The 15,667-nt window shown below is 66.7% G+C and carries 12 protein-coding genes; 9 read left to right on the top strand and 3 right to left on the bottom strand.

What is annotated here, in order from left to right:
* Positions 1–19: 19 nt before the first annotated feature.
* The 3 genes from ABD154_RS09235 to ABD154_RS09245 form a co-directional block, all read right to left on the bottom strand.
* Positions 20–907 carry an N-acetylneuraminate synthase family protein gene (locus ABD154_RS09235; protein WP_198499453.1) on the bottom strand — a complete coding sequence of 296 codons (888 nt, stop codon included), beginning with the start codon at positions 905–907 and terminating at the stop codon, positions 20–22.
* A gap of 140 nt (positions 908–1,047) precedes the next feature.
* Positions 1,048–2,280 carry an acylneuraminate cytidylyltransferase gene (locus tag ABD154_RS09240; protein WP_232623673.1) on the bottom strand — a complete coding sequence of 411 codons (1,233 nt, stop codon included), beginning with the start codon at positions 2,278–2,280 and terminating at the stop codon, positions 1,048–1,050.
* Positions 2,281–2,363: 83 nt separating this feature from the next.
* Complete coding sequence (locus tag ABD154_RS09245) at positions 2,364–4,454, bottom strand: dolichyl-phosphate-mannose--protein mannosyltransferase (RefSeq protein WP_198499452.1); 2,091 nt, start codon at positions 4,452–4,454, stop codon at positions 2,364–2,366.
* Positions 4,455–4,766: 312 nt separating this feature from the next.
* Here ABD154_RS09245 and ABD154_RS09250 point away from each other — a divergent pair, with 312 nt between their 5' ends.
* The 9 genes from ABD154_RS09250 to groL all read left to right on the top strand — a co-directional run bounded on the left by ABD154_RS09250 (position 4,767) and on the right by groL (position 15,651).
* Positions 4,767–5,417 carry a DUF4190 domain-containing protein gene (locus ABD154_RS09250; RefSeq protein ID WP_232623672.1) on the top strand — a complete coding sequence of 217 codons (651 nt, stop codon included), beginning with the start codon at positions 4,767–4,769 and terminating at the stop codon, positions 5,415–5,417.
* A 226-nt stretch (positions 5,418–5,643) separates the two neighbouring features.
* Positions 5,644–6,102: a DUF4190 domain-containing protein gene (locus ABD154_RS09255; protein WP_198499450.1), complete on the top strand. Its 459-nt coding sequence runs from the start codon at positions 5,644–5,646 to the stop codon at positions 6,100–6,102.
* 65 nt (positions 6,103–6,167) lie between these two features.
* Positions 6,168–7,019 (top strand): 16S rRNA (cytidine(1402)-2'-O)-methyltransferase, encoded by an 852-nt coding sequence (gene rsmI, locus ABD154_RS09260; protein ID WP_232623922.1) that lies wholly within the window; start codon positions 6,168–6,170, stop codon positions 7,017–7,019.
* Between the two features lie 456 nt (positions 7,020–7,475).
* On the top strand, positions 7,476–8,564 hold the full coding sequence (locus ABD154_RS09265; RefSeq protein ID WP_198499448.1) for a hypothetical protein: 1,089 nt from the start codon (positions 7,476–7,478) through the stop codon (positions 8,562–8,564).
* A 289-nt stretch (positions 8,565–8,853) separates the two neighbouring features.
* Positions 8,854–10,569: a methionine--tRNA ligase gene (gene metG / locus ABD154_RS09270; protein ID WP_344251159.1), complete on the top strand. Its 1,716-nt coding sequence runs from the start codon at positions 8,854–8,856 to the stop codon at positions 10,567–10,569.
* Positions 10,569–11,645 carry a TatD family hydrolase gene (locus ABD154_RS09275; RefSeq protein WP_344251160.1) on the top strand — a complete coding sequence of 359 codons (1,077 nt, stop codon included), beginning with the start codon at positions 10,569–10,571 and terminating at the stop codon, positions 11,643–11,645. The genes metG and ABD154_RS09275 overlap by 1 nt, the downstream gene beginning before the upstream one ends.
* A gap of 382 nt (positions 11,646–12,027) precedes the next feature.
* A complete protein-coding gene (locus ABD154_RS09280) occupies positions 12,028–13,257 on the top strand; it encodes a resuscitation-promoting factor (protein ID WP_198499445.1) in 1,230 nt (409 codons plus the stop codon).
* A 471-nt stretch (positions 13,258–13,728) separates the two neighbouring features.
* Positions 13,729–14,022: a co-chaperone GroES gene (groES, locus tag ABD154_RS09285; protein WP_009376237.1), complete on the top strand. Its 294-nt coding sequence runs from the start codon at positions 13,729–13,731 to the stop codon at positions 14,020–14,022.
* Between the two features lie 36 nt (positions 14,023–14,058).
* On the top strand, positions 14,059–15,651 hold the full coding sequence (gene groL / locus ABD154_RS09290) for a chaperonin GroEL (protein ID WP_137827000.1): 1,593 nt from the start codon (positions 14,059–14,061) through the stop codon (positions 15,649–15,651).
* Positions 15,652–15,667 lie beyond the last annotated feature (16 nt).

The following is a 15,667-nucleotide window of genomic DNA, read 5'->3' on the forward strand; positions in this document are numbered from 1 at the left end:
CGACCTCAGGGGGTCGCGATCAAGCGGTGACCTTGCGGAGGGAGTCGATCTTCGACTCTTCGCCGGGCATGACGCGCTTGACGCCGTCACCCATCGCCTGCTCGAGGACGCGCACGCCCTTGACGAGCGAGGCGAACTCGCGAGGCTCCATCGAAGCCGACTGGTCCGATCCCCACATCGAGGAGTCGAGGGTGATGTGACGTTCGATCGTCACCGCGCCGAGCGCGGCGGCGGCGAAGGAGATCTCGAGGCCGAGCTCGTGACCCGAGTAGCCCACGGGCACCCCGTAGCGCTCCCGCATCGCGGGGATCGCGAGGAGGTTGACCTCCTCCGGCGGCAGCGGATACGTCGAGGTGGCGTGCATGAGGACGAGCTTGTCGCGGTCGAAGACCTCGACGGCGGCATCGAGGGTCTCCCAGTCGGACATGCCGGACGAGCAGAGCACCGGCTTGCCGGTCTCGGCGATCTCGCGGAGCAGCTCGAAGTCGGTCAGCGACGCCGAGGCGACCTTGTAGGTGAGCGCATCGAACTGGTCCTCGAGGAACTCGACGGAGTCGACGTCCCACGGGGAGGCGAACCACTGCAGGCCGAGTTCCTTCGCGTAGCGATCGATCTCGGTGTACTCCTCGCGCTCGAACTCGACGCGGAACTTGTAGTCGAGGTACGTCATCTCGCCCCACGGGGTCGAGCGCATCTTCGACTTCTGGTGTTCGGGCACGGCGACGTCGGGGTTGCGCTTCTGGAACTTCACGGCCTGCGCGCCTGCGGTCGCTGCGGCATCCATGAGCTGCTTGGCGATCTCGACGTCACCGTTGTGGTTGATGCCGATCTCACCGATCATGTACACGGGCTGGCCGGGTCCGACGAGCTGGTCGCCGATGGCCACGGGGGCGATGTGATCAGTCATGAATCCTGCTTTCGTTCGTACGCGGTGGGTGCCTCCGCGCGGGGTGGGTGGTGCGATTCCATGTGGAGTTGTGTCTGTGGATGAACTGCGGTGTGGAGTTGTCGGTGGGGCCGCCGGTCGGCCGCGATCCGGTGCCTGACTCAGTTGCGGGTGGGGATGAGGTCGCAGACCTCGCGGACCGCGCCCCGTCCGCCCGGCCGGTCGAGAACGACTCGAGCGGCGGCGAGCACCTTGGGGTGGGCGTCCGCGACGGCGATCGGCCACCCGACGACTTCGAAGGCTTCGAGGTCATTGATGTCGTTGCCGACATAGGCGACGCGGGTGGCGTCGAGGCCCTGCGCGTCGATCCACGACCGCAGAACCTCCGACTTATTGTCCACACCCTGGGTTACGTCAATATGAAGTTTCTCCGCCCTGCGGGTGACCACAGGGTTGCGTTCCTTTGAGAGAATCATGACAGGGAAACCTGTTTTCACCAAGCGTGAGATTCCCATTCCGTCGCCGCGGTGGATCCTGACCTGCTCGTTTCCGTCCTCATCGACATAGGCGCCGTCGTCGGTGTGGACGCCGTCGAAGTCCGTGACGAGCGCATCGACGTCGATGACCTGAGCCGTCTCCTGCGTCGAGGCGATCGCACGGACCAGCGTGAGGTCGGACATGTCGTCGATCTCGCGGGCGTGCTCGGGCGGGACCTCCTCGATGCCGACCCGGCCGAAGAAGCGGTGTCCGCTCTCGAGCAGCCCGGCCGTGCGCATGACGTAGAACGCCCCGGTCTCGTTGAAGTGCTTGGCTCGGTCCTGGCGCCGCGGACGGAATGCCTTGTCATGGCCCACGGCGACCGCCTCGGCGTCGTCATCGAGGCGCCAGAGGAACGAATGGTCCTCGACGGCGGAGAACACGACGTCGTCCTGCCCGTCGGCGACCCGGCACACGGCATTGTCGATCGAGGCGGAGTCGATGAACGGCGACGTGCACTGCATGAACACGGTGACGTCGAAGTCCTCGTCAAGGGTGTTCAGGGTGTGGATGATCGCCGATTCGCTCGTCGCCGTGTCCCCGGCGATCTCCGCGGGACGGTGGGACACCTCGGCGCCGGCCCGGATCGCCTCTGCGGCGATGCCGTCGTGGTCGGTCGAGACGATGACCCGGTCGATGCTCGGGGTGGCCTTCGCCGCGTTGATCGCCCGAGCGAGCAGCGAGACGCCCGCGACCTTCTGGAGGTTCTTCAGGGGGATGCCCTTCGATCCGCCGCGGGCGGGGATGATGGCGACGGTTCGCGATGTGTCCGGCTCTGATGTCCTCGTGTCCACCGAGGTGGGAGCGGGTGTCGCCGAGGCGGGAGCTGGGTGGTTCGGTATGGCGGTGTCAGTCACAATGCCCCGAACCTAACGACGGGCCGTGACGCGCAGGTGAACAGCCGGTGTCGCCGAGGCGACCCCGTCATGTCGAGTTCAGGTCAGCGCCAGGTGACGTTCCACATCCTGTTGTTCCACGCTTCGAACGGGATGACCTCGCCGGTGTAGATCGGCCAGAAGTACGCGAACGCGAGCACCGCGGCGGCGAGGATGAGACCGACGCCGAGGCGGCGGGCCAGGAGCGTCCACGACGGTCGGCGGCCTCGGCGGCGGGGGGCGCGGGCGGTTTCGGGGGTCGTCGGGGTGCCGGTGTCCGGGGACTGACCGGGGGTGGTCTGCGGTTCGGGAGCGGAACCCGGCGTCGCCGGGGACGGTCGGACCGCCTCGGCGAATGGGGGAGCGGGATTCCGCCGCCCCCACAGCAGCGCAAGGCAGTACGTGAGCGCGAGGACGACGAAGGGAACCATGACGATCGTGTAGAACGTGAAGATCGTCCGCTCCTGGTAGGCGAACCACGGCAGCCACGTCGCGGCGAGCCCGGCGAGGATGACCCCGCAGCGGACGTCGCGGCGGATGATCCACGCGGCGAGGACGATGAGGAGGGCGACCGGCGCCAGGCCCCAGATGACGGGGTTGCCCACCGAGGTGATCGCCGAGGAGCACCGGATCGCCTCGCATCCGAGGTCGCCCTGGTTGAGGGATTCGTAGTAGAACGACGTCGGCCGCCACTGGACGATCCAGCCCCACGGGTTGGACATGTAGGGGTGCTCGGCGTCGAGGCCGACGTGGAACGAGTACGCCGTGTAGTGGTAGCGCGCGAGCGAGGGCAGCCAGTACAGCCACGACGGGAGGGACTGCCACCAGCCGGGCGTCTCGGCCGCCCACTGCCGGTCCCAGCCGTCGTCGGAGAGGATCCAGCCCGTCCACGTCGCGATGTAGGTGATGAGGGCGACGGGCACGAGGGAGAGGAACGCCGGGATGCTGTCGCGGATGAGGGCGCCGAGCCACGGATGGACGACGCCGGCGCGGAAGCGGGAATGAACGTCCCAGGCGACGACGAGGATGCCGAACGCGGCCAGGGCGTAGAGGCCCGACCATTTCACGCCGGTGGCGAGCCCCAGGCTGATGCCCGCGGCGATGAGCCAGGGCCGGGCGCCGAGGCGGGGGCCGAAGTTGATCGCGTCGGCGAACTTGGCGCGGGCGGACTTCGCGGCGGGGCTCTGGGCTTCTGCGGCGGCGTTGGCTGCAGGACCGGCGGGGTCCGTTGCGGGATCGCCCGTCGGTGGGGGAGCGCCGTCGAGTCCCGCGGTCCAGCGGGCGAGCCGCTTCGTCACCTGCTCGCGGTCGAGGAGGATGAAGTAGAAGGCGAGCAGGATGAAGGCCATGAGCACGATGTCGAGCAGGCTCGTGCGGGAGTGGACGAAGTGCTCGCCGTCGACAGCGAGCAGGCCTGCGGCCACGCATGCGAAGAAGGCCGACCGGAACAGCTTCCAGGCGACGAGGCCGATGAGGAAGATCGTCAGGGTGCCGACGATGGCGACGGAGAAGCGCCAGCCGAAGGAGTCGTCGGCACCGAAGAGGTCGATGCCCCATCCGATGACCCATTTGCCCAGCGGCGGATGGACGACGTACTCGGGGCCGGACTCGATGACGCTCGGGTCGCCGGCGTTGAAGGAATCGTCGGCGTTCTCCGGCCAGGCGCGCTCGTAGCCGAAGGTGACGACCGAGTAGGCATCCTTGACGTAGTAGGTCTCGTCGAAGATCAGCCGCGGCGGGAAGTCGAGGCGGAAGAGGCGCAGGGCGCCGCTGATGAGCGTGATGACGATGAGCGCAGGCCACATCCAGACCGGTGCCCGGGTCGCCCACATGCCGGCGGAGAAGGTCTCCCTGCGCAGGGCCGCGGCTCCGGCGAGGACGGCTTCGCGCCGGCGGGCTCGGGTCTCGCGCGCGACGCGGCGCGATGGCCGCGCGGTCGGGCCACGGTCAGTGCCCCCTGCCTTGTCGTTGCTTGCAGACTTCTCGGAGTCGGGGGACGTCGACGAGATTGTGTCGCGCAGCGCTGCGGTCGCTGCAGAGGTCGCCGGAGTCGCCGGTGTGGTCGCTGCGGTCGAACCGGGGTCGGTCGTCGGTTCAGGGGCGCCTGTCGGTTCGGCGCGCCGCCTCGGCGATGGGGGATCATGGGGAGCTGTCATCACGGCCAAGTCTAGGGCGCGGTGTCGGTGAAGCCGTTCAGCGTTCGCACGGTCGTGTCTCGGACGTCGGCCCGCCTCGGCGCGGTTCGCACCTGCCTGCCGCGCCTCGTCGGGGGCCGTTGCGTCTTGACGGTGGCTGAGGTCAGACGCCGCTGACTGACGAGAACGGTCGCTGCTGAATTGAATTGCACAGCTGTGGGGAACTGACGTGAAGCTGGCGGTATCGCACGCGGGGGATGGCGGTTAGGCTGATCACTACAGGCATTGCATGACGTGCTGTGCGAGAAGTTCCGTGTACGAGCGAAGACGGTGATGAGAGTGTCGAACAACCCGAACTACCGCCCGAGCGACCCGCCCCAGGTCGGCTCCCAGCAGTTCGGCTCCGGATACGGAGCGTCCCAGCCATCGCCCGGTTACGGTTCCGGTCAGCCCGGCTACGGATCGGGCCAGACCGGCTACGGTTCAGGCCAGAACGGATATGACCAGGTCAGCTACGGTGGCGGCCAGTACACGGACTACGGTCAGTACCTCGACTCGGTGGGACCGTCGGGCGGGCAGCCCTCGATGAGCCAGCCCGGCGGTTTCAGCCAACCGGTCACCTACGGAACGTACGGCGCGCCGATGGTCGTCTACCGCAAGCCGAACGCGTTGGCCGGGTGGTCGATGTGGATGGGCATCATCGGCCTCGCCGGCGGTTTCGTCTGCTGGCTGCTTGCGATGATACCGGTCATCGGGTGGCTCTTCAGCTTCCTCGCGATGCTCCTGTGGCTGGCTCCGATCCTCGCGGTGATCTTCGGACACGTGGCGCGCGGCCAGATCAAACGCACCGGCGAAGACGGCCGCGGTCAGGCAACAGCGGGCCTCATCATGGGCTACATCAGCATCGGCCTGGCGCTCCTGGCCATCGTCATCATCGCGATCGTCGGCGCGAGCCTGTTCGCGATGTTCGCCGTGACGGCCTGAGGGGCGGGCTCGCCCTGTGTCTGCGGGGCGAACTCAGCACGTCTCTGACGAGCGGAGTCTGGGGCGCACCCCTTTCTCCGGCGGCACGCTGCTCCGCTGCGATCCGCCTGGCATCGGTCGCAGAGGAGGTCTCCGACGGCCGACGATGCAGGATTGCAACACGTTCGCCTTTGGTCTCGGTGCCGTGCTCGGTACGGTTGAGGGAGAATCCCCGAGGAGAGAAGTCATGAGCAGTCAGAACAACTGGAACAATCCCGATATGTACTACCAGCAGCCGCAGTCCGGGCAGCCGTCGAACAGCTACGATCCCAGCGGCTACCAGGCCGCGAACAACCAGCAGGTCGCGAACTACGGAAGCACGTACGGTCCCGCGAGCTACGGCAGCGCCGGAGTCGGCTACCAGCAGCTGGCACCCACCAACACCTTGGCGATCATCGCCCTGGTCGCCTCGATCTTCGGCACCGTCTCGGGCTTCTTCCTCGCGAGCATCGCCGGGATCGTCATGGGCCACATCGCCCGCAAACAGATCAGAGAGCGCGGCGAGCGCGGCGACGGCATGGCGATCGCCGCCCTCTGGGTCGGCTACATCGGCACCGGAATCTGGATCCTCATCGGACTGTTCATCATCTTCATCTACTTCGGTGTGTTCGCCCTGATCTTCGCCACCGGAGCAAGCGCTTCGTGACGCAGGAGCCCGGTATTTCTGAGCCTCTCGCCGGCGACGCCGACTCCTCCGAACACAGTTCCGACCTGAGCGAACACGGACCTGACCTCACCGGCGGACGACTCATCCTCGTCGGGACTCCGATCGGCAACCTCGGCGATGCGAGCCCGCGGATGCGGGAGGCCATCTCGACTGCTGACGTCATCGCCGCCGAGGACACCCGCCGTTTCCTCTCCCTCGCTCAGCGTTTGGGCATCGCGCACACGAAGCGCGTGCTCAGCGTCTTCGACCACAACGAACAGTCCCGCGCGCACGAGATCGTCGACCTCGTCCGCGGCGGGCAGACCGTCGTGCAGCTCAGCGATGCTGGGATGCCGGCGGTCTCCGACCCCGGATATCGCGTCGTCAGGGCGTGCGCCGAGGCCGATCTGCCGGTAACCGCGACGCCGGGGCCGTCGGCGGTGCTCATGGCGCTCGCCGTCTCCGGTCTGCCGAGCGACCGTTTCAGCTTCGAGGGCTTCCTGCCCCGGAAGTCCGGGGCTCGCAGGACGCTCTTCGAGGAGCTCAAGTCGGAGAAGCGGACGATGGTCTTCTTCGAAAGCCCGCACCGGATCGCCGAGGCGATGGACGACCTCGCGTCGGTCATCAGCCCCGACCGGCCGATGAGCATCAGCCGGGAACTGACGAAGACGTACGAGGAGACGCTGCGCGGCACCGTCGGGTCGCTGCGCGAGCTCGCCGCCGGTGGGCTGCGCGGGGAACTCACCCTCGTCCTCGCCGGCGCCACCGCAGTGGAGACGGCTCCGGAGGACCACCTCGGCGAGATGGAGGCGCTCATCGATTCGGGTGTGCGCGCGAAGGACGCGGCCGGCCAGATCGCGAAGCGCTTCGGCCTGTCCAAGCGGGAGATCTACGAGGCCTGGCTCCACCGCGAGTGACCCGGGGCCGTGCTGCGGGTCGTGCGCGGTCGGACTGTCGGGCCCGCCGGACGGTCCCACTCGTGTGCGATCGGCTGTGGACGGTTTGGGCTCACCTTCGTTTGGGCGGCTCTGTTAACAACGTGAGCCGCTCGTACTCGACAGAGCTCAAGCGGCGCGGGCGAGGTCTGCGGTCCGTTCAGCTGCGTGGTCTCACGCTTCCGATGTGCCTGACAGTGTCGATGAGTACTCGAATCCTGGCACTCTCGCCTGCGGTGATGCGTCTGTGAGGAACTGCGACGGCTAGCGACATGGAAGAACGGCGATGTCAGGAACGCCGACGCGGGTGCGGTGCCGTCGAGCCCCCTGGGGACACTGTGGGCACTTGTGCTCGCATAGCCTGTGGACGCTCATCGCGTTTCCACAGGGCACCCGCCGGCAGATGCGGCGGCCGACTGCCGGCGCCAGAGTGTGCGCATGGACGATCACAGGGAACAGCAGACGTGCAATGTGGTGACCTCTCAGACCCTGCGTGCAGCCGGGGTGACCAGCGTGGAGATCAGTCGAGCTGTCGACTGCTGTCTCATCCGCGTCTGCCGAGGGGTGTATTCGATCGCCGTCGCCTGCACCGTTCCTCGTCATGCGCGCATCCACGAGCTGATCACGGACACAGCGTGGACTGAGCAGTTCCAGGACTCTTCGATGGCCGAACGGATCGAGGATCGTGCGATTCGCGCCAAGTTGGCGCGTCTCGAGGTCATGCACTACCCGCATTATCGCCGGGGCGATGTCGTCTCCGGTGTGTCCGCAGCGCTTCTTCACGACCTGCCGATGTTCGACCTGCCATTGAGCCCGCTGACGGTCATGCATCCGACTGCGAGCACACTGAGCCCAGCCATCCGCCGCTTCCGGCGCGCGGTGCCCAGTGCTGATCGAGCGATCCTGTCTGACGTGGAAGTGACGAGCTCGATCCGCACCAGCCTGGACCTCATCGAGTACGGCGGCCCGGTTGCGGGATTCGCCGCCTTGGAGGCCACCCTGCGAAGAGGCGTCCACCAGCGGTACGGACTCAAAAAGCGTCTGGGGTTCGCCAATCCCCGTGTGCTCGCGGACATCGGCCGCAACCTCGTCGCCCAGGACTTCGCTCCTGCTGCTCTCCGACTGGCGCGTGGACGTAGACGAGCTCTCACCCTGCTTGAGCACATCTCTCCGCTGTCGGAAAGCTACGCGGAAAGTCGAAGCTCGTTCAATCTCCATCTCCTCGGCCTGCACGATTTCGACCAGCAGTGGAATGTCGCCCACGACGGGGACTTCCTCACGCGGCTGGACTTTCTCCACCGGCAGACGATGACGGCGCTGGCCGTCGACGGTTCCGGCAAGTACGAGGAGTTCGGACGCAGTCGCCTGAAGCGGGAGAGCTACCAGCACAACATGCTGCTGACGATGGGGTACAAGGTCGTCCACTTCGCCTTCAGAGACATTCTCAATCCGCAGGTGTTCGGGGCGAAGCTCTTCCAACAGGCGCCCGAGCTGCTGAAGTTCAGGGGCAAGCCCCTCCGGCTCTGAGCCTGTTCTGACCCGCCCTGCGTCGACCGGGAGGGGGTGCCGGTCGGGAGTTCTTGCCACAGCTCACCCTGGTTTCCAGAGCTCATGCCAAGAACCGAGCCCTCCAAACCAGGGTGAGCTCTAATGCCGTGGGGCTGCAGGCGCGCCTTCCCGCCGGCCCTGTGCGCGGGAACTCACCGCGCCCAGACCCGCCCCGCCGAGGCCCGCCCCGCCCCGTCGGCCACCAACGCACCCACCCCCGCGGACGCCGTCCGTCCCGCCGCTGCGCGTCCTTTAGACTGATTGACCTATGGGTTACTACGTGACAACAGCGATCGCCTACCCCAATGGGGCCATCCACATCGGGCATGCATACGAGTACATCGCCGCCGACACCATCGCGCGGTTCAAGCGCCTCGACAACCACGAGGTGTTCTTCGCCACCGGCACCGATGAGCACGGTCTGAAGATGCTCCAGGCGGCGAACAAGCTCGGCATCACTCCCAAGGAACTCGCTGACGACAACGCGAAGAACTTCCGCGACACCCAGCTGGCCCTCGGCTCGACGTTCGATCGGTTCATCCGCACGACCGACCCCGACCACTACGCGGCCTCGCAGGCGATCTGGCGCCGGCTCGAGGAGGCCGGCGACATCTACCTCGACTCGTACTCCGGCTGGTACTCGGTGCGCGACGAAGCGTTCTACACCGAGGACGAGACCGAGGTCGTCGATGGCGTGCGCCTGTCCAAGGAGACCCGCACCGAGGTGACCTGGACGGAGGAGGAGTCCTACTTCTTCCGTCTCTCGAAGTACCAGGACCGGCTCCTCGAGCTCTACCGCGACCACCCGGAGTTCATCGGGCCCGACTCCCGCCGCAACGAGGTCGCCTCGTTCGTCGCCTCCGGACTCAAGGACCTCTCGATCTCGCGCACGACCTTCGACTGGGGCGTGCCCGTGCCCGGCAACGACAAGCACGTGATGTACGTGTGGATCGACGCCCTGACGAACTACCTCACCGCCGCCGGCTACCCCGACGACGAGGAGGCCCTGGCGAAGTGGTGGCCGGCCGACGTCCATATCATCGGCAAGGACATCATCCGCTTCCACAGCGTCTACTGGCCGGCGTTCCTCATGTCTGCGGGCATCGAGCTGCCCCGCCGCGTCCACGCCCACGGCTTCCTCTTCAACGCCGGGGAGAAGATGTCGAAGTCCGTCGGCAACGTCGTCGATCCCATCGACCTCGTCGATGCGTTCGGTCTCGACACCGTCCGCTTCTTCCTCTTCCGCGAGTTCTCCTACGGCCAGGACGGCTCGTACACGAAGGACTCGATCATCACCCGCAAGAACGCCGACCTCGCCAACGAGTACGGCAACCTCGCCCAGCGCTCACTGTCGATGATCGCGAAGAACTGCGACGGCCAGGTTCCGCAGCCCGGTGAGCTCACCGAGGCGGACGAGACCCTGCTGGCGCTGGCCCGCGGCACGCTGGCGACCGCCCGAGCCCACGTCGACACCCAGTCGCTGCATCAGTATGTCGACGCGTGCTGGAAGGTCCTCTCCGAGGCCAACCGCTACTTCTCCGCGCAGGAGCCGTGGAAGCTGAAGAAGACCGATCCCGAGCGCATGGCCACCGTGCTGTGGGTGACGATCGAGGTCGTGCGCATCATCTCGATCCTCATCCAGCCGGTGATGCCCGAATCCGCGGGCCGGATCCTCGATCTCCTCGGGGTGCCCGCCGGTGTCGCCGAGGCGGGGGCGAAGGTCCTGCCGACCGCCGTCGAATCGGGGTCGGGTGCCGAAGTCATGGACACCGTGTCCGCGGGTGCCGCCGTCGGCGTCGTCGCCGGGGCGGGTGTCGCTGCCGCCGGCATCGCCCCGTCGTTCGCCGAGGAGGCCGAAGGCTCCGTGGCCGCCGCTGACATCGATCCCCGGTCGTTCGCCGCGATCGACTACCCGCTCGTGCCCGGCACACCGCTGCCGAAGCCCGAACCGGTGTTCCCGAAGTTCGTGGAGGAGACGGAGTAATGGCCTCGCGCGCCGCCGGAACGTATCCTCCGGTGCCCGAACCCCTGCCCCACCCGATCGTCGACACCCACACCCACCTCGACATCGGCACGGGGATGCGACTGCCCCTGGGTGCGGGCGAACCGGCTCCCGAGGTGACCCCGGACGACGATGAGGAGTTCCCCGACCTCGACTTCTTCTTCGACACCGCCGAGCAGGCCGGGGTGCGGCGGATCGTGCAGATCGGCTGCGACCTGCCGGCCGCTCGGTGGACGACGGCGCTCGTGGCCTCCCAGTACACGGGCCGCGCCGGTGCCGCCGATGCGAATGGGAGCCGGGCCGCAATTGGCGACAGTCACGCCGCTGCGAACGGCAGCCAGACCGACGCGAATGGTCGAAGCGCGGCGTCTGCCCTCATCGACCCGAGAGTCGTCGCGACAGTGCCGGCCCCGCCTGAGAGCCCGCGCACGTGGATGCTCGGCGGCGCGGCCCTCCACCCGAACGAGGCTCCGCGGCTGGCCGAGGCCGGTCTGCTCGATGATGCGCTCACCGAGATCGAAGCCCTTGTGACGAGCACTGACCGGATGCGTGTCGTGGGGGAGACCGGCCTCGACTACTTCCGCACCGGCGAGGACGGGATCGCCGAGCAGCAGCGGTCCTTCCGCGCCCACATCGAGATCGCCAAGCGCACCGGCCGCGCCCTGCAGATCCACGACCGCGAGGCCCACGCCGATGTGCTGCGCATCCTCCGCGAGGAGGGCGCCCCCGAGGTGACGATCTTCCACTGCTTCTCCGGCGACGAGGCGATGGCCCGCGAATGCGCCGAGGCCGGTTACTTCATGTCGTTCGCCGGCAACATCACGTTCAAGAACGCCGATGAGCTGCGCAGGGCCGCCGCGAGCGCCCCGCTCGAGCTGCTCCTCACCGAGACCGACGCCCCATTCCTCACCCCGCACCCCTACCGCGGCAAGCCCGGCGGTCCGTACCTCACCCCGATCACCGCGAGAAAGCTCGCCGAGGTGCGCGGGATGGACGCCGGTGACCTCGCCGAGGCGGTCTGGACGAACGCGGAGACCGCGCTCGGCAGCTGGGACTGATGACGGGGAGCCTGCGAGTCAGCCGGTATGGCGACCGGGGCGGACCGGCATCGCGGCCACAGCTGACCAGCCACGTGTGACCGGCCGGGGCTAGGTGACGCCGAATGGCTGCATCGAACGGCGGCGCCGACCACGCGGAGACGACGGGTCACGACGGTGAGGTCACGGCCGCCTCGGCGGTGGTGTCCGTCTCACCCTGAGAACCCGGGAAACGGTCCTGACGGCACGTGACCTGCGACGATGGCAACGGCCGCGATCGCCGAGAATCCGGGAGTCTGGGAACTTCCTGTTACGGATTCGTGATCTTTTGCGTTACATGTAACGAATCGGTTACAGTGGACGAGTTGCAAACAGCTGATCAACTCTGCTCGGGGATATTTCTGTGATTGATTTTCTCAAGAACCGCAAGGTGCAGATCGCCGCACAGGCGGTCGTCATCACCGGTCTCGTCGGTGGCACCGGCGCCGTACTCACCATGAACAAGCCCGTCACCCTCGAGGTGAACGGCGAGCCGAAGGAGATCCGCACGTTCGGCGGAACCGTCGGCCAGATTCTCGACAGCCAGGACATCGACCTCGAGAAGAACGATGAGGTCAAGCCCGGCATCGACACGAAGATCGACCGCGATATGACGGTCACGGTCAACACCGCCAAGGACATCTCGCTCACCGTCGACGGCAAGAAGACCGACGAGTGGACGAACGCGAACACCGTGGGTCAGGCGCTCGCCGACCTCGGCGTCGACGCCAAGGACGCCGACCTCAGCGCCGATGCCAACGACAAGCTCGAGGTCGAGAGCCCGACCGACATCGCGGTGACGACCGCCAAGGCGCTCACCGTCGTCGCCGACGGCAAGGACGTCAAGGTCACGGCTCCGGTCGAGACCGCAGAGGACGCCCTCAGCGAGGCGAAGGTCGAACTCGGCAAGGACGACTTCCTCTCCGTGCCGATGAGCGCATCGGTCACCGACGGCCAGGTTCTCACCGTCAACCGGGTGGAGAACAAGACCGTCAAGGAGAAGGAAGACATCAAGCCCGAGACCCAGACCAAGAAGTCGGACTCGCTCTACGTCGGCGAGACGAAGGTCGAGGACAAGGGCAAGGCCGGTGAGAAGGAAGTCGAGTACGCGGTCAAGACCATCAACGGCGACGAGGTCGAGAAGGAGAAGAAGGGCGAGAAGGTCCTCTCCGAACCGCAGGCCAAGGTCGTCGTCGAGGGCACGAAGAAGAAGGAAGCCCCGGCGCCGAAGGACGACTCCGGTTCCGGCTCCGGTGGCAGCGACTCCGGTGACTCCGGCTCCGGCGGCAGCGACTCCGGCGACTCGGGTTCGGGCTCCAGTGGCGGCGGTTCGATGTCGACCGAGGAGATCAAGGCGATGCTCGGCGGACCCGGCTCGAAGTGGTACCAGGTCGCCAAGTGCGAATCGAACTTCAACCCCCGCGCGGTCAACAAGCAGAACAACGCGCACTTCGGACTCTTCCAGTTCAAGCTCGCCACCTGGCGCAGCGTCGGCGGATCGGGCAACCCGATCGACGCCAGCCCGCAGGAGCAGTTCGACCGTGCGAAGAAGCTGCAGGCGAAGGCCGGCTGGGGCCAGTGGGCCTGCGCGTGACCTGCCTCGTCTGAGCAGTAACGCGCTGAGCGCGGCGGCCTGAGCAGGGCGGTTGCGCGAGCAGAACAGCTGAATGGCAGAAGAGGGACTCCGGAAGATTCCGGGGTCCCTCTTCCGCATCCCCGCCGAAGCGTGTCCGTCCGGGCCCTCGCCGAGGCGGTCCACCGCGGCCACCGGGCGTGCCCGTTCCGCCTGCGTCGGCACCCTCGCCGAGGCGGCCTCCCCGCCCCGACGCCAAGCGGCCTTCCCCTCACCCTGAGCTTTCGCCGAGAGCGTGACAATTCTTTGGCACTCGAGTTGACCGAGTGCTAAAGGAGTCATAGAGTCGAATTAGCACTGACGCTCAGTGAGTGCCAGTTTCATGAAGACGGTCGAACTCCTCGGCACCCGCGACGACGAGAGGTTCCTCAGGCAGCCGCCGCCGTCTGACTTCACGCAAGTTATTCACCCAGCGAAGGGAGAGAGCCCGATATGTCGGTCTCCATCAAGCCACTCGAAGATCGGATCGTCATCCGTCAGGTCGAAGCCGAGCAGACCACTGCCAGCGGTCTGGTCATTCCCGATACCGCCAAGGAGAAGCCGCAGGAAGGCGAAGTCGTCGCAGTGGGCCCCGGCCGCGTTGCTGACAACGGCAACCGCGTTCCCGTCGACGTCGCTGTCGGCGACAAGGTCATCTACTCGAAGTACGGCGGCACCGAAGTCAAGTACGCCGGCGAAGAGTACCTCGTTCTCTCGGCGCGCGACGTGCTCGCCGTCATCGGCTGAATCCACCTGAACAACGCTTAGAGAACAGGAGGACGAATGCCTAAGAATCTGGAATTCAACGACGAGGCCCGTCGTTCACTCGAAAAGGGTGTCAACACTCTCGCTGACACCGTCAAGGTGACCCTGGGACCCCGCGGACGCAACGTCGTTCTCGACAAGAAGTGGGGCGCCCCCACGATCACGAACGATGGTGTCACCATCGCGCGTGAGGTCGAGCTCGACGATCCCTACGAGAACCTCGGCGCACAGCTGGCCAAGGAAGTCGCCACCAAGACCAACGACATCGCCGGTGACGGAACCACCACCGCGACCGTCCTGGCTCAGGCCTTCGTCAACGAAGGTCTGCGCAATGTCGCCGCAGGTGCCGCCCCCGGCGCGCTCAAGCGCGGCATCGAGACCGCCGTCGAGGCCGTCTCGGACGAACTCGGCTCCATCTCCCGCGATGTCGCCGGTTCCGAGGAGATCGCCCACGTGGCCGGTCTGTCCGCCCAGTCCGAGGAGATCGGCTCGCTCATCGCCGATGCCTTCGACAAGGTCGGCAAGGACGGCGTCATCACCATCGACGAATCCCAGGCTTCCGACGTGGAGCTGGAGATCACCGAGGGCATGCAGTTCGACAAGGGCTACCTGTCCCCGCACTTCGTCACCGACGCCGACCGCCAGGAAGCCATCCTCTCCGATGCGCTCATCCTCATCAACCAGGGCAAGATCTCCAACATCCAGGAGCTCCTGCCCGTCCTCGAGAAGGTGCAGCAGGCCGGCAAGCCGCTGTTCATCATCGCCGAGGACATCGAGGGCGAAGCGCTGTCGACGCTGGTGGTCAACAAGCTGCGCGGCATCCTCAACGTCTGCGCCGTCAAGGCTCCCGGTTTCGGTGACCGCCGCAAGGCCATCCTCGAGGACCTCGCCGTCCTCACCGGTGGTCAGGTCGTCACCCCGGACATGGGCATGAAGCTCGACCAGGTCACCCTCGACGAGCTCGGCAACGCCCGCACGATCACCGTCACCAAGGACACCACCACCATCGTCGATGGTGCCGGTGCCGATGACGCAGTGGCCGGGCGCGTCGCCCAGATCCGCTCCGAGATCGAGAACACCGACTCCGACTGGGATCGTGAGAAGCTGCAGGAGCGCTTGGCCAAGCTCTCCGGTGGCGTTGCGGTCATCAAGGTCGGCGCCGCCACCGAGGTGGAGCTCAAGGAGCGCAAGCACCGCGTCGAAGACGCCGTGTCCGCGACCCGTGCGGCCATCGAGGAAGGTGTCGTCGCCGGTGGCGGTTCGGCACTCATCCACGCCGCCAAGGTGCTCGACGGCAAGGACTTCGGTCTCGACTACGACGGTGCCACCGGTGTGGAGATCGTCAAGCGCGGAATCGTCCAGCCCCTGCGCTGGATCGCCGAGAACGCCGGCCAGGACGGCTACGTCGTCGTCTCCAAGGTGCAGGACCTCGAGTCCGGCCAGGGATACAACGCCGCCACCGACTCCTACGGCGACCTCATCTCCGCAGGCATCATCGACCCGGTCAAGGTCACCCGTTCGGCTCTGCGCAACGCAGCGTCGATCGCGGCCCTGGTGCTCACCACCGAGACCCTGGTCGTCGAGAAGAAGGACGACGAGGACGAGGACTGACCTCCCCGACCCGTCC

The organism is Brevibacterium sanguinis, assembly GCF_039528855.1.
In the GTDB taxonomy this organism is placed as follows: Bacteria; Actinomycetota; Actinomycetes; order Actinomycetales; family Brevibacteriaceae; genus Brevibacterium; species Brevibacterium sanguinis.